Origin of the sequence: Robertkochia sediminum (assembly GCF_016786255.1) — a bacterium.
Lineage (GTDB): Bacteria > Bacteroidota > Bacteroidia > Flavobacteriales > Flavobacteriaceae > Robertkochia > Robertkochia sediminum.
Window position 1 is genome coordinate 76,516 of sequence record NZ_JADMKT010000069.1, and the last position, 21,501, is coordinate 98,016.

Consider the following 21,501-nt stretch of genomic DNA (forward strand, 5'->3'; position numbering starts at 1 on the left):
AGACAAAAGAATTTAGGGTACAAATGTAGTATTAAAAATTAAATTCGAACGACTTTATTCATGCCGTTGATCTTCTTCAGATTGTCCATGAGCTTTTTCAGGATATTCTTGTTCTTTACCTCCACGGTGATCTTCCCGGAAAAGAGTCCTCCTTCGGTATCAAAGCTTATGTTTTTCATGTTTACGTGCATGTTGGTGGAGATCACTTTGGTCACATCGCTCAGTAATCCAAGGTTGTCCAGACCTTCAAGCCTGATGAGGGCTGTAAATTCCTGCTGACTCGAATCGATCCATTTTGCCGGGATAATCCGATAAGCGTAATTCGATTGTAGGGTAATGGCATTAGGGCAATCCTTTTTATGCACCTTGATCCCGTCGTTCACGGTTATGAATCCGAACACATCATCTCCCGGGATCGGGCTGCAACAAGGTGAGAACTTATAGTCGAGCTTTTCTTCTTCCTTACCAAAAACAAGGAGATCGTATTTGTTGGTGATCTCTTCCTTGTGAATATCTTCGGGCTTGGTAGGCTTGCGCATTTTTGATTTGAAGAAATTGAGCAGTGTATTGCTTCGCGCTGCGGCAAAATTCTTCAGCATTTTATTGTCTATGGTACCTATGCCCACGCGATAAAAGAGGTCAAGGCTGGTCTTGAGCTTAAAGAATACCACAAGGTCATTCACTACACGCTCATCCATGGAGATCTTGAGCTGACGCAGTTTTCTGCGCAGGATCTCTTTTCCTTCTTCCCCGATCTTTTTACGCTCTTCTTTCAGAGACGATTTGATCTTGGCCCTGGCTCTTGCCGTGGTGGCGTAGTCGAGCCAGTTGGCATTGGGCTTGGTGCTTTCTGAGGTGATGATCTCTACCTGGTCGCCACTTTTGAGCTGTCTGTTCAGGGGTACGAGCTTTCCATTTACTTTGGCACCCCTTGTTTTAAGGCCTACCTCGGTATGAATGCTAAAGGCAAAGTCGAGTGGGGTAGCCCGTTTTGGCAGTGATTTTAACTCGCCGGTAGGGGTAAAGACAAAGATCTCCTGGGAGTAGAGATTGAGCTTGAACTCTTCTACGAAATCTACAGCATTGCCATCGGCATTCTCCAGGGCTTCCTGCAGCCTGTTGAGCCAAACCTCGATCCCCTGTTCTTTGGCGTCACCGTGCTTGTATTTAAAGTGGGCCGCATATCCTTTTTCTGCGATCTCGTGCATGCGCTCTGAACGTATCTGCACTTCGACCCAGCGTCCCTTGGGCCCCATGACCGTAATGTGCAGGGCTTCGTACCCTGTGGTCTTCGGGGAGGAGATCCAGTCGCGCAGGCGCACCGGATTGGGACGGAAGTGATCGGTAACGATCGAATAGATCTTCCAGGCGAGGAATTTTTCGTTCGCCGTATCGCTTTTGTAAATGATACGTATTGCGAACTTATCGTAGACCTCATCAAAACTCACATTCTGAGCTTTCATCTTTCGGCGTATCGAAAAGATACTTTTCGGACGTCCCTGTATGGAGTAATTAAGCCCTTCCTTATCCAGACTTTCCCTGATCACATCAGAAAAGGTCTCTATATAGGCTTTTTGCTCTTCTTCACTTTCCCTGATCTTTTGCTTGATATCGTCATAGACATCGGGTTCGGTATACTTAAGACCGAGATCCTCCAGTTCTGTCTTAATGTTGTAGAGTCCGATACGATGCGCCAGGGGGGCATAGATGTAAAGGGTTTCAGAAGCGATCTTCACCTGTTTGTTATCCGCCATAGAATCCATGGTCTGCATATTGTGAAGGCGGTCGGCGATCTTGATCAGGATCACCCTTACATCGTCATTCAGGGTGAGCAGCATCTTTCTGAAATTCTCTGCCTGCAGTGATATGTCCTGCTCTGAACTCAATTGGGAGATCTTGGTGAGTCCGTCAACAATACGGGCCACCGTTTCTCCGAAGAGTTTTTCTATATCTTCAAGGGTGTATGAGGTATCTTCTACCACATCGTGAAGGAGTGCCGCAGCAATGGCCGTAGCGTCCAGCCCGATCTGTTGGGCCACGATCTTGGCCACCGCGATGGGGTGGAAGATATAAGCCTCTCCACTTTTTCTGCGCTGATCCTTATGGGCATCGACAGCCGTATCAAAAGCACTCCTGATCAGTTTTTTATCGTCATCAGAAAGGGCCTGATAACTGATACGGAGCAGCTTCTTGTACTGTTTTGCGATCTCCTTGTTTTCTTTTTCTACATCTATTACCGTCATATGCTAAAAATAAGATAATATCCCCGAACTATCAATAAAAACTAAGCCCTTAGCGCCCTTACCCGGTCAAATAGCGCGGGGTGGGAGTAGTGCATAAAAACATAGGCGGGATGGGGTGTAAGGTTACTCAGGCTGTTTCGCGATAATTTTTTCAGGGCACTTACCAGAGGTTCAGGTTGGTAGGTGTTCTTTGCAAAATTGTCGGCCTGGTATTCGAAGGTTCTCGAAAGGTAGTTCATAACGATCCCGGTAAGTTGGGAAATGGGACTATACAGCAGCCCAAATGCGAGAAGTCCCGTGTGAAAACCGGGCTCTGAAACGCCCAGCCCCATAGCCAGTTCCGGAATGCGGAGGAACAGGGACAGCAGGTAGAGGGTGAATCCTGTGATCACCACAGAAATGAGCAGGTTGTATATGATGTGGTGCTTTTTGTAATGGCCTACCTCGTGAGCCAGTACAGCCACCACTTCTTCTTTATCCAGGTCGTTGATGAGGGTGTCGTAGAGGGTAACCCTTTTTTCTTTTCCAAAACCGGAAAAATAGGCATTGGCCTTGGTAGATCGCCTGGAGCCGTCGATCACGAAGATGTTGTTAAGTCTGAAGCCTTCTTTTTGGGCGTAGGTTTCTATTTGTTCCCGGAGGGCTCCTGCCTCCAGTGGGGTTTGTTTGTTGAAGAGGGGTACGATAAGTTTGCTGTAGAGCATATTGGTAAGAACGCTAACGACCGTGATCAAAGCCCAGGCATAGATCCAGAAGGTCGAGCCGGTGTGCTCATAAAAAACGATGAATAAGGCCAGTATGCCTCCGCCCAGAAATGCACCCAGAAATGCACCTTTGATCTTATCGGTGATAAAGGTCTTTAGGGAGGTCTTGTTAAAACCGAACTTTTCTTCGATCACAAAGGTGTGGTACCATGAAAAGGGGAGGTTCAATATACTGCTGGCAGTGGTAAGAAGTCCGAAGAACAACAAGGCCTGCCAGACCGGGACCTCGGAAATATTTTTAGCACATTGGTCTGCCCATTCAAATCCGCCGGCCCATAAAAAGGCCATAAGCGCGGCAAAGGAAATAACCGATCTGAGCAGGGAGAAACGGTAGTTGGTGATCTTATACTTTTGGGAGCGGCGGTAAGCCTCAGGGTCATAGACGTCTTCCAGGCCTTCGGGTACCGGTTCGCTAAAGCGCGTATAGTTGAGGTAATCGAGCGTTTGCTCAATGATAAAGTCTGCGATCAGGATCGCAGTGATCACGTAAAAAACGGTCTGGGGATCCATAAAGTATGATTACTGAAAATTGCGTTGGCGTTTGGCTTCAAAAATAATAATTGCTGCCGATACCGAAACGTTCATAGAGTCGATCTCGCCCTGCATGGGGATAATGATGTTCTGTGTTGAGGCTTCCAGCCAGGTGTCGGTGAGGCCGGTAGCTTCGGTGCCTACGACGATGGCCGAAGGTCCTGTGAAGTCGGTACGATGGTACGCTTCTGAGGCTGTCAGGGCTGCGCAATACATGGCGATCCCTTTTTCCCTGAGCCATGCGATGATCTCTTCTGTAGTGCCTGTAGCCACCTGGGTGGTGAAGAGGCATCCAACTCCAGAGCGTATGATATTGGGATTGTAAAGGTCGGTTCTGGGATTGGCAATGATCACGGCATCGAGGTTGGCAGCATCGGCGGTACGGAGCAGGGCGCCAATATTACCGGGTTTTTCGGGAGCTTCTGCTACCAGAATAAGGGGGGCGTCACGTTCAAATGCCAGTTGATCAAGGTGGTGTTCCTTACTTTTTACGACCGCGATCACTCCTTCTGTACTGGCTCGGTAGGCCATTTTCTCATATACAGCGCTGCTTACCTCTATGCGTTCAAGAGTAGTGGGGAGGGTATTTAGCAAGTCTTCAAGTTCGGTGAGGTTGGCAATGTCTGCACAAATAAATACGGTTTCGATGGTATACCCTCCTTTGATGAGGAGCTCCAGCTCGCGTACTCCTTCGGTAATGAAGCGTCCTGTCTTTTTACGGTGACGCGATTTTTCACGAATAAGGAGTACATCCTTTATAAGCTTGTTCTGTGTGCTGGAAATGTATTTCAATGCCTGAATTTTATTCAAAAATACCACAAATGGCCGTTTAAAAAGAAAGCACCCCTAAAAAAGGAGTGCTTTTACTTCTTGTGTTATTTTACAGGACGGTTATTTTCCTGAGTATTTCTCAGAATAACGATCCCATAGTTCGGTCTGATGGGTCTCGAGGCTTATGTCGCGTCCCTGGATAAATGCTTTACTAAGCTGGTTGGTTCTCATATCAAGGGCATCTCCTTCACTGATAAAGAGTGTGGCATCTTTCCCTGTTTCGAGTGTGCCGGTAAAATCGTCGATCCCGAGAATACGGGCCGCATTACCGGTAATAAGCGCTACGGCTTTCTCCTTATCCATTCCGTAAGCAGCAACCGTACCGGCGTAGAATGGCAGGTTACGGGTGTTCATACGCTCCATCTGTCCGCTTACATCGATACCTACCAGAACGCCTTTTTTCGCCAGCTCTGAAGCCAGGGTAAAAGGTTTCTTGATCGGGGCATCGTCTGTTTCAGGAAGCCTGTGCGGTCTGGAAACGATCACCGGGATCTTCTTTTCGGCCAGGAGTCCGGCTACGGCATCGGCCTGCTCTCCACCTACGATCACCACATTACTAATGGCGTGAGCCTCCATAAAACGTACCATGTCTGTGATCTCCTTGGCGCCGTTCACGTTAACAAAAAGTTTCTGGCTGCCGTCAAAGATGCCTTTCATGGCTTCCAGGGCCAGGTTTCTTGGAGACTGTACGCCTTTTAAATAGGCTTTGGCCTGATCGATGAAGGCTCCGACCTCTTCAACCTCCGTGGCGTATTTGTCGTTAGGCTTGAATCCGCGTCCTTCACCCATCCACCATCGTTTTCTGGTGAGGCTGTTAGGCCAGGTCATATGAATGGCATCGTCTGTTTTGATAGCGGCGTCTTCCCAGTTCCAGGCATCGAGCTGTACCACCGATGAGGTTCCGGAGATGCGTCCTTCTCTGGGGGTGATCTGTGCCTGAAGCACCCCGTTCGGGCGCATGGATTCTACCACCTGCGACTCGGCGTTATAGGCAATGATCGAGCGGATATTCGGTAGAAAGTGGCCTACCTCTTCAATGTCGTTAGAGGCGCGAACCGCATCGATCTCCACCAGACCAAGGGTGGCGTTAAGGGCGATAAATCCGGGGTAAACATGTTTTCCGTCAGCATCGATCACCCGGGTATATTCAGAAGCGTTGGCTCCGTCGGCAGGACCTACATAAACGATCTTTCCTTCGGCAAATCCTACGGCGCTGTTCTCGATAACTTCCCCGTTACCGATGTGTGCCGTGGCACCGGTAATAAGCACCGGACCGTCCTGTGCCGGTGCCGGAGTTTGTTGCGCCTGCACGAGCCCCAATCCGGCCGTGAGCAGGGCGGCAATTGTATATTTAAGTTTTAACATCGTCTTTTATTTTTGATAGATTTCAGAATCACAGTGAAGGTGTATCTTCTCTTTCTTTTCAGGCGCTTTGGTGCGCATGCCTTTGTTCTTGGCGGCAAGCATCATATTGATGAGTCTGTTGCGCTCTTCCTGGTTCTTTTGGTACATCGCTTCCATGGTCTCGTGATCGTAATACACGGTTCCTTCGATCATGGTCTTCTCTGCAATGGCGTAGATAGACATTGGGTGGTCGCTCCACAGCACGAGGTCGGCATCTTTTCCTTCCTTGATACTTCCTGTTCTGTTGTCAATGTGTAACAGTTTCGCAGGATTCAGGGTAACGAACTTCCATGCTTCTTCTTCGCTCATGCCACCGTACTTAACGGTTTTGGCAGCTTCCTGGTTGAGGCGTCTAGACATCTCTGCATCGTCTGAATTAATGGCCACCGTTACACCCTGATTGTGCATGATGGCGGCATTGTATGGTATAGCGTCTTTAACCTCGTATTTGTAGGCCCACCAGTCGGAGAAGGTAGATCCTCCCACACCGTGCTCAGCCATCTTGTCGGCTACCTTATATCCCTCAAGGATGTGGGTAAAGGTGTTTACGCGGAAACCGAATTTTTCGGCCACCTTCATGAGCATATTGATCTCACTCTGAACGTAGGAGTGGCATGAGATAAAACGCTCTCCGTTGATGATCTCGGCCAGAGTTTCCATTTCCTCGTCGTAACGTGGTGCCTTGGTGCGTGATCTTTGTTTTTTGGACAGGGCGTTGTATGCCTTCCAGGCCTCATCGTATTCTTTGGCTCTCTGGAAATAGTCGGTAAATACCTGTTCTACTCCCATTCGCGATTGTGGGAAACGAACGGTCTGATAAGCTCCCCAGTTGGATTGCTTCACATTTTCTCCCAGTGCGAACTTGATGAATTTCGGACTCTGGTCGAGGATCATGTCATCGGCATCCTCACCCCACTTGAGTTTGATCAGGGCCGAACGACCACCAATAGGGTTGGCAGAACCGTGAAGGATCTGGATGGTGGTTACCCCACCGGAAAGGTTTCTGTAGATGTCGATATCCTCAGGGTCTACGACATCTTCGATCTTTACTTCTGCCGAACTGTTATGTCCGCCTTCGTTGATCGATGCGGCAGCAATATGTGAGTGCTCGTCGATGATCCCTGCTGTAAGGTGTTTTCCTGTGGCGTCGATCACGCGGGCGTTCCCTGCTTCCAGGTCTTTTCCTATGGCTGCGATCTTACCGTCTTTTACCAGAACGTCGGTATTTTCCAGGATCCCGGCCTCTTCACTCGTCCACACTGTAGCATTCTTAAAGAGTACATCTTCCTTTTTGGCAGCTTCGGTAAGTCCGTAAGCCATGTTCGGATAGGTAAGTGGAAGGATCTCCGGTTTAGCGGCCTCTTTTCCGTTCCCTGAGCCTTTTTCTTCAGTAGCTTCTTGCTTCTTAGCGGTCCATGCTACCTGCTTTCCGTTGGTAAGGACACCCTGACCACTGAGGTCATTCCCTTCTCCGGCAGCAGCATTCAGGCGTACGAATTGGGTTTCTCCTTCGCCCTCGGGGGTGTAGAAGATGTTTACCCATCCGTTGGTGTAATTGATCTTAGAGGCGATCACAGTACTGTCTTTTTTAAGTTCCGTTTTTAATTTATTCAGGTCACCGCTAATATTCAGGTCGTAAGAAGTTCCGTTTACCGTAAGCGTATAGGCACCGCGGATATCCTTAATGTTCATATCGCTAATGGTATAGGGGTTTCCCTGTACCCAGTTCTCGTATATAGAGGTCCCGTTGTCAAAAAGGTCTCCCGATGTGATCAGGAAGTTGGCCTGGTATCCCTTATTAAGGGTCCCCAGGGTATTTTGCATTCCGATAAGTCGTGCCGGAATGGTCGTAAGGGCGGCCAGGGCTTGTTCTTTGTTCAGTCCGTAAGTAACGGCCTTTCGGATATTAGGGAGAAATTCGTTCTTTTTTTTAAGGTCGGCAGTGGTAAAACTAAACTCAACGCCTTTAGAGGCGAGAACGGCAGGGTTTGATGGCGCCTGGTTCCACATACGCATATCGGCAAGGCTAATGATGTCTGTCTGGTAAGGATCGGAAACATCATAGGCATCGGGGTAGTTTACCGGGATGATGAAGGCTGCACCTGTAGCTGCAATAGCATCGGCACGTTCAAATTCATCACCACCCCCTTTTAGGATGAAATTTAAACCGAACTGGTCTGCGATCTTATCGGCGCGCAGGGCATTGAGCTTGTCGTTGGCTTCAAAGATCACCGGAAGTTGTCTGTTTGCCAAGAGGGCTTCCAGGGCGAGGTCTGTTTGCGTCTTGTCCTCTTGCTCGTACCATTTGGCATCGTGATATACCTGGCGTATCAATGCCAGGGATCCCATCAGGGAAGAAGGGTAAGACTGGTTGGTGGCAACACTGCGGGAAAGCGACATATGCTGTGCTGCATCCTGCTTTAAGATACGCTCGTTATTATCGCCTTCGTGGTTGAGGGCTACCAGTACGCTGGTTCCTCTCATGATCCCGTCTGCCTTATGGGCATTGAGCACGCCAAACCCTGACTTGAGGTAGGCTTCTGCTTTTTTCTTGTCGTAGCTAAAGTGCTCTACCGCCTTTTGGTCGGGAATAATATGGTCATTCCAATAGTAACCCTCACGGGCGGCATCGTATTGTGGTCTGTTGTTTTGTTTGGCACGTTGAGGCTGTGCAACACCGAAATCACTATAAAGGTCGATAAAAGAAGGGTAGATATGCTTACCGTCTACCTTTTTTACGATGGCGTTTTCCGGGATGTTCACCTGGGTGCCGGTGGCAACGATCGTACCGTCTTTGATAAGCAGGGTTCCGTTTTCAATGATTTCTGTGGGAGAAACGTGAATTACTGCTCCGGTAAATGCGGTATAGCTGCTTTTTTTATTGCTGACACCATCATTCTTAGGAAAGTATTCCTGAGCGTGAAGGGTCATTCCAAGGCACAGCCATGCCAGCAGGAAGGATCTCAATTTCATAAAGTAAGAAAATTAGTTAATGGTTAAAGCCCCCTAAAATAAGGTTTGCCTTAGGAAACGTTGGGGGTTTTAGTTTTTTTTAACGTTTACAGCGGAGTGTCTTTGTGGTAATTTACCAACAGGGCAACCACGTAGCTATAGCTTTTGATCCCGTCCTTTTGGTTGTTGGCTTTAAGGTAGGTGTTAAAGGTGCTTTTAAAAACAGGTTCGGCGGGATTCTGGTATTTCCTCCAAAAGTCTGAGACCTCGATAAAATTCTTGAGTATCCCCTTATTAATGGTTCGGTTAAAGTGTTCAAAAGCGGTAGGATCACGCCTTTTGACTTCTCCCAGGCAATAGCGCAGTACGTAGATATACGCCGAATATTGAAAGTAAAGATCTTTATTATTTACTGCCGCCAGGTAACCAATGAAATTGGCTTCATTCTCTGCCGAGTATCCCAACTGGTGCGCGATCTCATGGCAGGATACTACCGGGTATTTAAAGTCGGTCTGCATGCCGTTAACCTGGGCTTCCTGGGTAAAGGGATTCAGATAGCCACTATAGCCCATATAGGTGAGAGGCAGACTATAAAGGCTGGTTTTAAGGCTGGAGGGCGTGTAGTCCAGATGGGGAAATTCTGCAGCCAGGGTCTTATAGCCTTCGCTGCTCATGTTATAGATCTCCTTATGGCTGTAGGGAATAGTTACTTTAAGGGTGTCGTGATTGGCCACCTTAGCGTGCGCGTTGTTGGCCTTTTCGATAAGCTTTTCTGTAAAAGCGAAAAGTTCTTCTGTGGTATAGGTGTTGTCCAGGTGGAGCTTTTCATTAAGGGGCAGCCGGTAATAGTTGAGGCCCCAAAAAAGGTGAAAGGTAAAATACAGCATGGAGATCCCCATGAACAACTGTCTGAAGAATTCCCGGGTACTGCGAATAAAAAGCGGCCCTTTTAGTATGAGAAATCGAATGACCAGGATCCCTAGCAGGGTGTAAAAAATGTCACCTACAGAGAAGGGTAACCATCCGAAGGTATATCGAAATGCAGTAGATATCGCCCTGAAAAATCCCTGGCTATACCATTTTTCGACAAGTTCGGGCCTGCCTGAAAGCCAATGTACCAAAAGGATCTGGGGAAAGATGGAAAGGGCGAATATGGTCTTAAGGGTTTTCGACATACGGTCAAAAATAATAAAGCGATTCTAATTTGCATGTATTACTTTTGTTGAAGACTGAAAAAAATACAACAAATGAATCAAGAAATTCGCACCCTTGCCCCTGTAGCAGTATGGCGCAATTTTGCCGACCTGAACGCAGTTCCAAGGGCATCGAAAAAGGAGGAAAGAGTGATCGATTTTATGCTCGCTTTCGGGAAAAAATTAGGCCTGGAAACCTTTGCCGATGAAGTAGGAAATGTGATCATCAGGAAACCGGCAACCCCGGGAATGGAAAACCGTAAACCGGTAGTGATGCAATCGCATCTGGATATGGTGCATCAGAAGAATAATGACACCGATTTTGATTTCGACACCCAGGGAATCGAAATGTATGTAGATAACGGTTGGGTGCGCGCCAAAGGGACTACCCTTGGGGCCGATAATGGTTTGGGTGTTGCAGCGATCATGGCTGTACTTGAAAGTACCGATATCGCTCACCCTGATCTCGAAGCCTTGTTTACTATCGATGAAGAAACAGGTATGACCGGAGCCCAAGGGCTTCAGGGAGGTGTTTTAAAAGGAGAGATCCTGTTGAATCTTGATACCGAAGAAGATGATGAGATCGATATAGGATGTGCAGGAGGTGTTGATATTACGGCAACCCGTGAATACAAACAAGAAGGCGTTCCGGAACACGTGACGGCTTATAAGATTACGGTTAAAGGACTGCAGGGAGGTCATAGCGGTATGGATATTCATCGCGGATTTGCCAATGCCAATAAGCTCATGAACCGCTTGCTCATGGATGGGTATGAAAATTTTGGACTGCGAATTTCGAGTATAGATGGCGGAGGGTTGCGTAATGCCATCCCAAGAGAGAGTAATGCCATAGTCGTGGTAGACGATATTTATCACGATGCCTTTGCCTTTGAGTTCAATCAGCTGGCTGCAGCCATCAAGAAGGAGTTTCGCAGTGTTGAGCCTAATATGGTGATCACTGCCGAGGTAACCGAATTGCCGAAGACCGTGATGGAGCTCGGGGTGCAGGAAGGGCTTACCCGTTCGGTCTATAGTGCTCTAAACGGGGTATATTGTATGAGTCCGGATATGGAGGGGCTGGTGCAAACTTCCAATAATATCGCCAGAGTAGCTGTTGCCAAAGGGAAGGCTGCTGTTTCCTGTTTAACGCGATCGTCTGTAGAGAGTTCGAAGGTCGACCTCGCCAACAGTCTGAGGGCGGCATTTGAGCTTAGCGGATTTGATGTGGAGTTGAGTGGGAGTTACCCCGGATGGACGCCCAATCCGAAAAGTGCTATTTTGGAAGTGCTCAAAGAAAAATACGAGGAATTGTTTGGCGATAAGCCCGATGTGGTGGCCTGTCATGCCGGTCTCGAATGTGGGATCCTGGGACAGAATTATCCGGGAATGGATATGATCAGTTACGGACCTACCATTAAAGGGGCACATTCGCCCGATGAGAGGGCCAATATTGCTTCGGTGGCGAAGTTTTGGAAATATACTAAAGAGATCCTGCAGAACATACCTGAGAAGGAGTAAGAAAAAAGCGGCTGAGGCCGCTTTTTTTGGCTCTTTGTTCTTTGCTCTTGAATCTTGACTCTTAACTGATGGATATCAGATTGTAAATATTTGGTTTTCAGTATATTGACATGGTAAAATCCAGCCAATATGAAAACATTGATTCACTCCGTATCCCTGATGCTTGCCATGCTCATTACAGTGCCTCTTGTTGCTCAGGTTTTTCCTGAAGTAAAAGATAAAGATGAGGTTACCTATTCTCCCTATCCCGAACAGAATTATCCCAACCAGGTGTTCTTTGGAGATACCCACGTGCACACCTCTTATTCTACAGATGCAGGTATGTTCGGGAATGTCCTCGGTCCGGAAGCGGCATATAAGTTCGCTAAAGGCGAAACGGTGGTTTCCAGTAATGGTGTAAAAACGAGACTCGCCAGGCCCCTTGATTTTATTGTGGTTGCCGACCATTCTGAGAATCTTGGTCTCGCGCCTATGATCGCAGAATCTAATCCGGAATTGCTTAAAAGTGAATGGGGTAAGATGGTGCACGATCTGGTGAAGGCAGGAAAATATGATGAAGCCTATGCGCAATGGGGCTCCGGCATAAGTGAGAATATAGATCCTTTAAAAGATCACACCTCGCTTAACAGATCCATGTGGCAGCGCATTACCTCCTTTGCAGAAGAATACAATGCTCCGGGAAGTTTTACAGCTTTTATCGGATTTGAATGGACATCTTCTCCGGGTGGGAGTAATCTGCATCGCAACGTGATCTTCAGAGATGGGAAGCAAAGGGCAGACATGGTGGTTCCGATATCGGGTTACGATTCACAGGACCCTGAAGAGCTGTGGGAGTGGATGAAGGATTATGAGGCGACCGCCGGAGGAAAGCTTTTAGCGATTCCTCATAATGGAAACCTTTCTAACGGACTTATGTTCGACGATGTGACGCTGACCGACAAAAAGCCTCTTGATAGTGATTATGCCACCCGAAGAATGAAGTGGGAGCCGATATATGAGGTTACCCAAATGAAGGGTGATGGGGAGGCACACCCCATGTTGTCGCCGAAAGATGAATTTGCCGATTTTGAAACCTGGGATAAAGGGAGTTTTGCTGCTGCCAAGGAACCTGAAATGATCCCGAAGGAATATGCCAGAGAAGCCCTTAAAAGAGGGTTGTACTATACAACCACCCTTGGGGTAAATCCGTTCAAATTTGGTTTGATAGGTAGTACAGATACCCACACCTCACTGGCTACCACTACAGAAGACAATTATTTTGGAAAAGCCACTCCGGGTGAGCCTAGCGCCCACAACATGAGGTTTGATGAAAAGATCACCGGGTTCTTGCCGGATCCGCAAGGCCGGGATTATTCCATGCTGCATTACAAGACCAGTGCCTCCGGACTGGCAGCCGTTTGGGCCCGTGAAAATACCAGGGAAGCGATCTGGGATGCCATGGCACGCAAGGAAACCTATGCCACTACCGGAACCCGTTTGCGGGTAAGGGTTTTTGCAGGATATGGTTTTAGTGAAAAGGATCTGTCGCGTTCTGATTTTGCTGATTTTGGTTATACCAATGGTGTGCCTATGGGAGGAGATCTGAGTGCGTCTTCCGGCAACGCTCCAGGATTTCTGGTACGTGCACTTCGTGATCCTGATGGTGCCAATCTGGATCGAATCCAAATGGTTAAAGGTTGGGTAGATGTCACAGGTAAAACACATGAACGTATTTATGATATAGCCGTCTCGGGAGACAGACAAGTAAATGACGAGGGAAGGGCGACGCAGGCGGTTGGAAATACCGTAGACGTTAAAAATGCCACTTTTGATAATTCCATAGGGGAGCCGTTTTTACAGGCCTTTTGGCAGGATCCTGATTTTGATGCCTCGCAACATGCGTTCTATTATGTGCGGGTGATCGAGATCCCTACTCCTCGATGGACTACCTATGATGCGAAGATCTTTGGCGTGGAACTCCCGGAAGATGTGCCTCCCAGTATTCAGGAGCGTGCATATACCAGTCCGATATGGTATACTCCTGTGAAATAGCCGGTTTGCGGTGGAGTTACGCGGGTATGCCGTGATACAGTGAAGCGGTGACACGGTGATGCGGTTATACGGTTATGCCCTCCTTCGCTAAAGCTTCGGAAGGTAAGACAGTGAAGCGGTAATAAAGGTAATAAGGGTAACAGGGGTGACACTTAGCGCTTAACTCTTCACTCTTCACTTTTAACTCCTAACCCTAAACCGTCTTTACTCATTACTCTTTGTTCTTTGCTCTTCACTCTTCACCGGTTATAGCCTCCATTATAAAATAAAAAAGCCTTCTGAATTTCCAGAAGGCTTTTTTTTATGCTATTCCTGAACAATCTCCAGATCGAAGACCAGGTTGGCGCTTGGTGGGATCACCGGTGGCATTCCTGCATCACCATATCCGAGGTGTGGTGGAATGAACACTCGGATCATCTCGCCTTCCTTGATCAGGGTAAGGGCTTCACGGAATCCGGGGATGAGACGGGCCTGAGGGTCGATCTGCATCGGGATTGGCCTGTAGGCTCCGGCATCTCTCTTTCCGGGATTCACTTTTCCTTGCTTTTCGGCAACTTCCATAATACTTGTGTCGAAGAGGTTTCCATCTTCGAAGTACCCGGCGTAATTCACCAATACGGTTTCTCCAACCCCAGGTTTTTTACCATCAGTCTCTTTCAGCAGGATGTATTTTAATCCTGATGCCGTAGAGTCGGCTTTGGCTTTCTGTGCTGCGAATTCGGCTGCAGTATCTTCAATATACTTTTTGAAAGCGGCAGCGCGCTCTTCAGCTTCTTTGAAATAGGCCGTCATTACAGCCGGGGCATCAAATCCTTTGGCGTCTTTCCCTTTTCTTACGATCTCTACCTTTTCGATCACAACGTCTTTGATCGGACGGTTTTGAGTAGCCGGATCTTTAGAGGTCGCGACATTGGCGATAGAATCTACCACTTCAAGTCCTTTAACCACCTTCCCGAATACGGTGTGTTTACCGTTAAGCCATGGGGTGCTGTCGTGGGTGATGAAGAACTGACTTCCGTTAGTTCCGGGACCGGCATTGGCCATAGATAAGATCCCTTTACCTTCGTGTTTCAGGCTGTCTACGATCTCATCTTTGAATTTGTATCCCGGGCCACCTTGTCCGGTACCCAAAGGATCACCACCCTGGATCATAAAGTCTTTGATCACCCGGTGAAAGATGATGCCATCATAAAAGGGTTTTCCTTTAAATTCCTCTTTGACGAAGTCGTTCTTGCCTTCTGCCAGGCTAATGAAGTTGGCAGCGGTTAATGGAGTTTGCTCGTAGAAGAGCTCGATCACCATGTCGCCTTCGGTGGTTTGGATGTCGGCATAGATGCCGTCTTCCAGGTCAGCGTATTTTGTGCTGGAACAGGCTGATATGATCAGTCCGAGTAAAAGAATTAAGCTGGTTCTTTTCATGTGATAAAACAGTTAGATTTATTGTTGTTCTTGTTTTGAAACTTTTTCCGGAGTAAGTGTGTCCCGGTATTTTTCAACCACCTCAAGCAGGGTGACCGATGCTTTTAAAGGCACGTTCGTGCCTATCTTGTTCTCATCGCCGTGGTATCCGTAAGCAAGGGATGAAGGAAAGAAAAAGATCCCTGTTTCACCCTGGCGCAGGAGTTTGATCCCGGTGCGTATTCCGGGGAACAGGGCTTCCTTATCGACCTTAAACTCGATCACACCGGTTTCTTCCCTGGTGTATATGGGGTTGCCTTCGAGGTCTTCGAGTTCGTAGGTAATACGAACAATGTCTTCTTCGACAGGACGGTATTGATCGGTAGTATCTACGGTTTCAATAGCATACCAGTATCCGTTTGCAGAGCGCTCGAATTTCAGTAGGCTGTCGGCTTCGATCAATGATGTGATAAGTTCTTCTTCGGCTTCGAGAAGCTGTTTGTTGCGCTCTACCGATTCTTTGATAAAACTACCCGTGCGAACACTAACAGGTCTGCGAGGTTCCGGGTTCTTGCATCCTGCGATCATAAGCAGGAGCATTAATGCGGGGAGAAGGTAGGTTTTCATTTGGTAAGCTGATCTTTGTATTGGGGTAATAGGTTTACAAACTTTTCTATGGTTGCCTGCATATTCATCTCGCTGCGGCCACCGGCTGCATTAATGTGACCACCGCCGCTGAAGTGGCTTCTGGCAAAATCGTTCACCGAGAAATCCCCCTTAGATCGCAGCGAGATCTTAATGATGCCTTCCTGGGCATTTTCAATAAAGATCACCGCAAAGCGAATGCCTTTAAGGCTGAGTCCGTAATTTACGAATCCTTCGGTATCACCCTTTTTGAACTTGTGTTTTTCCAGTTCTTCAGAGGTGAGGGTAATATACGCCGTATGGTATTCTTCCAGAGCGGTGAGGTTGCTCAGGGCGCGCCCTAAAAGCTGGAGTCGCTCCGGTGAGTTGGCATCGTATACCCGATTGTGAATGTCTGAATTCGCAGCACCTTTATCCATCAGGCTGGCCACGACCCTGTGGGTGGTGCTTGTGGTAGACGGGAAGCGGAAAGAACCGGTGTCGGTCATGATCCCTGTATACAGACAATTGGCGGTATTTTCACTAATGAGGTCTTCATGACCCAGGGCATCTATAAAGTGATACACCATTTCGCAGGTACTGCTCATGGTGACATCAGAATAGGTGATCAACGCATAATCGGCAGGTTGCTGATGGTGGTCGATCATGATATGGTCGCCATTAAAGTGTTTCTGTATGGCAGGACCCAGGTCTCCAATACGGTCCATGGCATTAAAATCCAGGGAGAAACACAGGTCTGCTGCTCCTATTTTTTCGGTGCTCAGCTCCTTTTGGTTCTCGTAAATAAGTACCTGCTCCGTGCCGGGAAGCCATTTTAGAAAATCCGGGTAATCATTGGGGGCGATCACCAGTGCCTGGTGCCCCTGAGATTCGAGGTAATGCGCGAGTCCAAGGCAGGAGCCCATGGCGTCACCATCGGGATTTTTATGAGGGATGATAAGAATTTTCTTTGGGGAGGAAAGCAACTTCTTTGCTACCTTTATATCTTCATTTTTCATTGCGTGCAATATACGTTATAAATGGAACAGTTTAAAAACTAGTGCTACATTTGTAGGACGATACCAAACTAATGCAGAGAATATATTTTGTAGTGATCGCCTGCCTTTTTATGGCGGGATGTTCTTCGACCGCACCGGCAACGACCTATAGTTTACAGGGCGATGAATTTGTGATGGCCTTCGGGTCTTGTAACAAGCAGGAAATGGATAACGTGCTTTGGGACGATATCCTGGCTTTAAATCCGTCGGTATGGGTATGGGGTGGCGATAACGTCTATGCCGATACCGATGACAAGCGCGAAAAACGAAGGGCTTACGAGGAGCAGCGGTACCAGGATGGATATCGCGAGCTAAAAAAGCAGGTGCACGTTACCGGAACCTGGGATGACCACGATTACGGGAAAGGCGACGGCGGCGGCGATTACGCTTACAAGGAGGATGCTCAGGAGCTCTTCCTGGATTTTATGGATGTGCCTAAGAATCACCCCCGAAGATCACGGGAAGGCATCTATCACGCCGAAGAATTTATGACCAGATTAGGTAAGGTGCGTCTTATCATGTTGGATACCCGTTATTTCAGGAGTCCGCTTACCCGTAATTTTGGATCTGGAGACAAACGCTACCTGCCCAACAAATCGCCGGGGAGTACCGTATTGGGAGAGGCTCAGTGGAAGTGGCTTGAGACCCAGTTGTACAATTCGAACGCCGATTTTAATATTATCGTAAGTAGCATCCAGGTGCTGTCTGATAAGCACGGATTTGAGACCTGGGGAAACTTTCCGCTGGAAGTCGAAAAACTGCTGAATATGATCAAAGACAGCAAGGCGCGTGGGGTTATGGTGCTTTCGGGAGATCGCCATATATCTGAATTCTCCCGCATCAATGTGGAGGGAATGGCCTATCCGCTTATCGATTTCACCTCTAGTGGGATGACCCATACCTACGAGCAGTTCACTACCGAAGAGAATGCCTTCAGGGTGGGGGGAGTGGTTAAGGAAAAGAGTTTCGGACTTTTACGCCTTAATCTGGCCGATAAAACGGCGAGACTGCTTATGGTTGGAGATGGTGGTAAGGTGCTTCAGGAGTTGAAGCAGGGGTATTAATCTTGCATTTATGATTTAAAGTCTTACTTTTGCGCCGAAATCAATACAAAAAAATGGCGACAAACAGAACATTTACCATGATCAAGCCCGATGCCGTAGAGAACGGACATATCGGAGCTATACTCGATAAGATCACTGCTGCCGGATTCAAGATCGTAGCGATGAAGTTTACCCAGCTTAGTAAGCGTGACGCTGAAGAATTCTATGCAATTCACAAAGAGCGTCCATTCTTCGGAGAGCTTGTTGAGTTCATGACCAGAGGACCTATCGTTGCGGCGATCCTTGAAAAGGAGAATGCTGTTGAGGATTTCAGAGCTCTTATCGGAGCGACTAATCCTGCTGAAGCAGCCGAAGGTACGATCAGAAAATTATATGCTACCTCTATTGGAGAGAATGCTGTTCACGGTTCTGATAGCGATGAGAATGCTGCTATCGAAGGTGCTTTCCACTTTGCCGGAAGAGAGATCTTCTAATACGAAAGTATATACGAACAAAACGTAAAGACCCCGGAATTGCAACAGCAGTACCGGGGTTTTTTTATGGGTTAACGCAGGATGATCTTTTGTATCACTTCCCGCCCCAGTTCTTCGTTGAGCATGGTCTTGATCTTTTCCTTGCCGTAACTGAGTTCTTCCCGCAGTACAGAAGAGCTTAGCGAAACGTAGAGGGTATCTCCCTTAAGCTGAATATCGGTCGTATAGTTGTTAATGCCGTTCCCCATGAGGTTGATCCACGCATCACGGGCATCGATCTTTTCCAGTCCTTTCTCAAGCTTGTTCTCGTTGATGAAATCTTTAAGCGCATCGCTCAGAGAGCGGTATTCGTTGTTGCGTTTAGCCATTATTCCAGGTTCATTTTTTCATATCGTTTGTACGTATACCTCATTCCGGCCTCGTTGGTGAGAATAAGTTGTTGCTCTTTGAGCAGGATCACGGTCTCGGTATGGTTGCTGAAAGGGGTGGTAAAATGTAGCTTTAACCCGTTTTTACCTTTTTCTACTTTAAATGCTTCCCGGTCTCCCGTAGTGAGAAACGAGCCGTCAAATTGCGGGGTTAGCCGGGTCTTGAATCCCGTACTGTCTGTTTCCAGTTGGTAGTGGTCTACCGATGTGTTCACTTTGTAATTCCGCGTTTCTCCGTCGGGCGATTCGGCCTTTTCGATCTCCCAATAACCGGCGATAGGAGCGATCTGCTCGGGTTGTTGGTTGCAGCTCATGATGGTGAGTGCAAGGATCAGGGCGCCTAGGTGTAACAGCTGCTTCATCGTATCAGGAATTGGAAAGGTTGATCATCTTATAGGTTTGGTGAGTTGCTTTGACCACCGCTTCGGTACGTTCGGGATGGGTGTCGCTAATAAAGATCTGTCCGAATTCGTCTTTATTTACCAGGGCTACGATCTGCCCGACACGATCTTCATCAAGCTTGTCGAAAATATCATCTAAAAGCAATAACGGGGTTACGCCTGCTTTTGATTTCAGGAAGTCGAACTGCGCGAGTTTTAAGGCGATCAGGAATGACTTTTGCTGGCCCTGGCTTCCGAATTTCTTCACCGGGTGGCCACCGATCTCAAATTTGAGATCGTCCTTGTGGATCCCCCTGGAGGTGTATTGCAACGCCCGGTCTTTAGAAAAGGATTCGGCCAGAAGGGCGGTCAATGGTTTCTCAAAAAGCTGACTCTCATAGGTGAGGTCGATACCTTCTTCTTTGCCTGCTATAGCCAGGTAGCGCTCCCTGAAGATAGGAATAAAGGTTTCCAGGAATTGTTTTCTCGCTTCGAAAATGGCGGTAGCCAGTTCGTTCATCTGCAGGTCGTAAACGTCCAGGGTGTCCTTGTCAAAGGTGTTGTTAAGTGCAAAGTACTTGAGCAGGGAATTGCGCTGTGTGAGCAGCTTGTTGTAGGAGAGGAGCTGGTGCAAATAACCGGAGTTACTTTGGGAGATCACCCCATCTATGAACTTGCGTCTTGTTTCGCTGCCTTCTACAATAAGATCACGGTCGGCAGGAGAGATGATCACCAGCGGAAGAAACCCGATATGGTCCGAGAGTTTGTCGTAGATCTTACCGTTTCTTTTGATCACCTTTTTTTGCCCCTTCTTAAGGCTTAAGACCACCTTTTCTTCCTTTTCGTTCTTTTCGAATAGTCCTTCTACGACCATGAAGTCTTCTCCATGCCTGATATTTTGAGAGGCTATAGGATTAAAATAGCTCTTTCCGAAGGCCAGGGTGTACACGGCATCCAGGGCATTGGTCTTTCCGATCCCGTTATTTCCGACAAAACAATTGATCTTATTGTCGAGCTCAAAATTTTTTGAGTCGAAATTCTTGAAATTGATAAGTGATAACTGTTTCAGGACCATGTGGATAGGGGGTTCTTCAGGGTGTTTTTACGCCTTGGCCGAAGGTCGCAAAATATCTAAAATAAACAAATATAAAGGCTTTCCTATTTCATAATATATTTTATTTTTGCGGGGCATAACCAAATTGAATCCAATGGCAACGTATAAGAAAAGAGGCTACAAGCCTGCTAAAAAGAACGAGGAAACACATACTCACGAAGAGCACAGTGCAACAGCAGAAGTATTTAATACACTTGATGAAGGTGCAGGAAGAACTGAAGAATGGGTAATTAGTAACCAGAAGTATATTCTTGCCGGTATCGGTATCGTTGTAGTGGCAGTTCTTGGTTTCCTGGGCTATCAGCAATTTATACAGCAGCCTAAAGAAGTAGAAGCTTCTAACGAAATGTTCTTTGCGCAGCAGTATTTTGACGCTGCCGTGAACAGCACCGAAAAGGATTCCCTTTACAATCTTGCCCTTAACGGAGCGGCAGGGAAGTACGGACTTCTCGATATCATGGATAACTACGCCGGTACCCAGGCAGCTAATCTGGCCCACTACAGCGCAGGAATGGCATATCTAAACATTCAAAAGTACCAGGAAGCGATCAATTACCTCGAAGGATTCAAGAGTGATGATCCGATCCTTGGAGCTTTAGCAAAAGGAAACATCGGAGATGCTTTCGTTCAGCTTAATCAGCCAGAAGATGCTATGGAGTTTTACGAAAAAGCGATCGCTCATAGTGATAACAGCTTTACAGCACCTAAATTTTTGTACAAGGCAGGGACCCTGGCTATGCAAATGGGTGATAAAGAAAGTGCTCTTAAATACTTCGAGCGTATTAAATCTGAGTTCCCTGAGACTGAAGAAGCCAGAACAATTGATATCTTTATAGGGAAAGCACAAACCCTTGAATAATGGCAACTGAAAATAAAAATTTATCACAGTACGATAAAGCAACGATCCCAAACGCGAAGCCCTTTCGGTTTGGGATCGTTGTTTCTGAATGGAATCATGAGATCACCGAAGCTCTTTACAAAGGGGCGGAAGAGGCGCTGCTCGATTGCGGAGCCTTGCTGGAGAATATCACCCGATGGGATGTTCCCGGGAGCTTTGAATTGACCTATGGGGCCAAGAAGCTCATCGAAAAGACCAGGCCCGATGCGGTTATCGCTATCGGAAGTGTGATCCAGGGAGAGACCAAACACTTCGATTTTGTATGCCAGGCTACGGCCCAGGGTATCATGGATCTCAATACGCAAACCGATACTCCCGTGATCTTTTGCGTGCTTACCGATAATACCTTACAGCAGGCATTGGACCGCAGCGGAGGTAAACACGGTAATAAGGGAACCGAGGCGGCTATTGCGGCCATCAAGATGGCGGTACTCTCTCAGTAGCACATGGTCTGTATCGTACAGAAGAATTAAAGACAGGAACCTCCTGTCTTTTTTTGTCTTTATACCTCAGGTAGATAGCGTGAATAAGGTGTTTTTTCGCAGTCTTATCTGGTGTTGCCTTAACAATTTTTAGGATGAAGAAGGTGGCATTGTA

Annotated in this window: 18 protein-coding genes; 6 read left to right on the top strand and 12 right to left on the bottom strand. The window is 47.4% G+C overall.

Annotated features, from left to right (window positions below; all coding sequences use genetic code 11):
- Window positions 1–38 precede the first annotated feature (38 nt).
- From IS446_RS04995 to IS446_RS05020, 6 genes are all read right to left on the bottom strand, one after another.
- On the bottom strand, window positions 39–2,243 hold the full coding sequence (locus IS446_RS04995) for a RelA/SpoT family protein (RefSeq protein WP_203058910.1): 2,205 nt from the start codon (window positions 2,241–2,243) through the stop codon (window positions 39–41).
- A gap of 41 nt (window positions 2,244–2,284) precedes the next feature.
- Window positions 2,285–3,517: a M48 family metallopeptidase gene (locus IS446_RS05000; RefSeq protein WP_203058911.1), complete on the bottom strand. Its 1,233-nt coding sequence runs from the start codon at window positions 3,515–3,517 to the stop codon at window positions 2,285–2,287.
- Window positions 3,518–3,526: 9 nt separating this feature from the next.
- Window positions 3,527–4,330 (bottom strand): TrmH family RNA methyltransferase, encoded by an 804-nt coding sequence (locus tag IS446_RS05005; protein ID WP_203058912.1) that lies wholly within the window; start codon window positions 4,328–4,330, stop codon window positions 3,527–3,529.
- 99 nt (window positions 4,331–4,429) lie between these two features.
- Window positions 4,430–5,734 (bottom strand): amidohydrolase family protein, encoded by a 1,305-nt coding sequence (locus tag IS446_RS05010; RefSeq protein ID WP_203058913.1) that lies wholly within the window; start codon window positions 5,732–5,734, stop codon window positions 4,430–4,432.
- Between the two features lie 6 nt (window positions 5,735–5,740).
- Window positions 5,741–8,746, bottom strand: a complete 3,006-nt coding sequence (locus IS446_RS05015) for an amidohydrolase family protein (protein WP_203058914.1) — start codon at window positions 8,744–8,746, stop codon at window positions 5,741–5,743.
- An 86-nt stretch (window positions 8,747–8,832) separates the two neighbouring features.
- Window positions 8,833–9,900: a DUF3810 domain-containing protein gene (locus IS446_RS05020; RefSeq protein ID WP_203058915.1), complete on the bottom strand. Its 1,068-nt coding sequence runs from the start codon at window positions 9,898–9,900 to the stop codon at window positions 8,833–8,835.
- Between the two features lie 72 nt (window positions 9,901–9,972).
- Between IS446_RS05020 and IS446_RS05025 the strand changes: the two genes are divergently transcribed.
- Window positions 9,973–11,436 carry an aminoacyl-histidine dipeptidase gene (locus IS446_RS05025; protein WP_203058916.1) on the top strand — a complete coding sequence of 488 codons (1,464 nt, stop codon included), beginning with the start codon at window positions 9,973–9,975 and terminating at the stop codon, window positions 11,434–11,436.
- A 129-nt stretch (window positions 11,437–11,565) separates the two neighbouring features.
- The gene (locus IS446_RS05030; RefSeq protein ID WP_203058917.1) at window positions 11,566–13,467 is read left to right on the top strand and encodes a DUF3604 domain-containing protein; all 1,902 of its coding nucleotides are present in this window, start codon (window positions 11,566–11,568) and stop codon (window positions 13,465–13,467) included.
- Between the two features lie 306 nt (window positions 13,468–13,773).
- Here the strand turns inward: IS446_RS05030 and IS446_RS05035 are convergent, their stop codons facing one another.
- The 3 genes from IS446_RS05035 to IS446_RS05045 are packed head-to-tail and all read right to left on the bottom strand — an operon-like array spanning window position 13,774 to window position 16,508.
- Window positions 13,774–14,886 (bottom strand): peptidylprolyl isomerase, encoded by a 1,113-nt coding sequence (locus IS446_RS05035; RefSeq protein WP_203058918.1) that lies wholly within the window; start codon window positions 14,884–14,886, stop codon window positions 13,774–13,776.
- An 18-nt stretch (window positions 14,887–14,904) separates the two neighbouring features.
- On the bottom strand, window positions 14,905–15,492 hold the full coding sequence (gldI, locus tag IS446_RS05040) for a gliding motility-associated peptidyl-prolyl isomerase GldI (protein WP_203058919.1): 588 nt from the start codon (window positions 15,490–15,492) through the stop codon (window positions 14,905–14,907).
- Window positions 15,489–16,508 (bottom strand): DHH family phosphoesterase, encoded by a 1,020-nt coding sequence (locus IS446_RS05045; RefSeq protein WP_203058920.1) that lies wholly within the window; start codon window positions 16,506–16,508, stop codon window positions 15,489–15,491. Before IS446_RS05045 ends, gldI begins: the two co-directional genes overlap by 4 nt.
- A 71-nt stretch (window positions 16,509–16,579) precedes the next feature.
- On the opposite strand from IS446_RS05045, the gene IS446_RS05050 reads away from it, so the two are divergent.
- Together IS446_RS05050 and IS446_RS05055 are read left to right on the top strand one after the other, a co-directional pair.
- A complete protein-coding gene (locus IS446_RS05050) occupies window positions 16,580–17,611 on the top strand; it encodes an alkaline phosphatase D family protein (protein WP_203058921.1) in 1,032 nt (343 codons plus the stop codon).
- A 53-nt stretch (window positions 17,612–17,664) separates the two neighbouring features.
- Window positions 17,665–18,084 carry a nucleoside-diphosphate kinase gene (locus tag IS446_RS05055; RefSeq protein WP_203058922.1) on the top strand — a complete coding sequence of 140 codons (420 nt, stop codon included), beginning with the start codon at window positions 17,665–17,667 and terminating at the stop codon, window positions 18,082–18,084.
- Window positions 18,085–18,155: 71 nt separating this feature from the next.
- Here the strand turns inward: IS446_RS05055 and IS446_RS05060 are convergent, their stop codons facing one another.
- The 3 genes from IS446_RS05060 to recF are packed head-to-tail and all read right to left on the bottom strand — an operon-like array spanning window position 18,156 to window position 19,967.
- Window positions 18,156–18,452, bottom strand: a complete 297-nt coding sequence (locus tag IS446_RS05060) for a DUF721 domain-containing protein (protein WP_203058923.1) — start codon at window positions 18,450–18,452, stop codon at window positions 18,156–18,158.
- Window positions 18,452–18,874: a hypothetical protein gene (locus IS446_RS05065; protein ID WP_203058924.1), complete on the bottom strand. Its 423-nt coding sequence runs from the start codon at window positions 18,872–18,874 to the stop codon at window positions 18,452–18,454. The genes IS446_RS05060 and IS446_RS05065 overlap by 1 nt, the downstream gene beginning before the upstream one ends.
- Before the next feature lie 4 nt (window positions 18,875–18,878).
- Window positions 18,879–19,967, bottom strand: coding sequence for a DNA replication/repair protein RecF (recF, locus tag IS446_RS05070; protein WP_203058925.1), 1,089 nt, complete (start codon window positions 19,965–19,967; stop codon window positions 18,879–18,881).
- Window positions 19,968–20,100: 133 nt separating this feature from the next.
- Here recF and IS446_RS05075 point away from each other — a divergent pair, with 133 nt between their 5' ends.
- Both IS446_RS05075 and ribH read left to right on the top strand, forming a co-directional pair.
- Window positions 20,101–20,865: a tetratricopeptide repeat protein gene (locus IS446_RS05075; protein WP_203058926.1), complete on the top strand. Its 765-nt coding sequence runs from the start codon at window positions 20,101–20,103 to the stop codon at window positions 20,863–20,865.
- Window positions 20,865–21,347 (top strand): 6,7-dimethyl-8-ribityllumazine synthase, encoded by a 483-nt coding sequence (gene ribH / locus IS446_RS05080; RefSeq protein WP_203058927.1) that lies wholly within the window; start codon window positions 20,865–20,867, stop codon window positions 21,345–21,347. The genes IS446_RS05075 and ribH overlap by 1 nt, the downstream gene beginning before the upstream one ends.
- Window positions 21,348–21,501 lie beyond the last annotated feature (154 nt).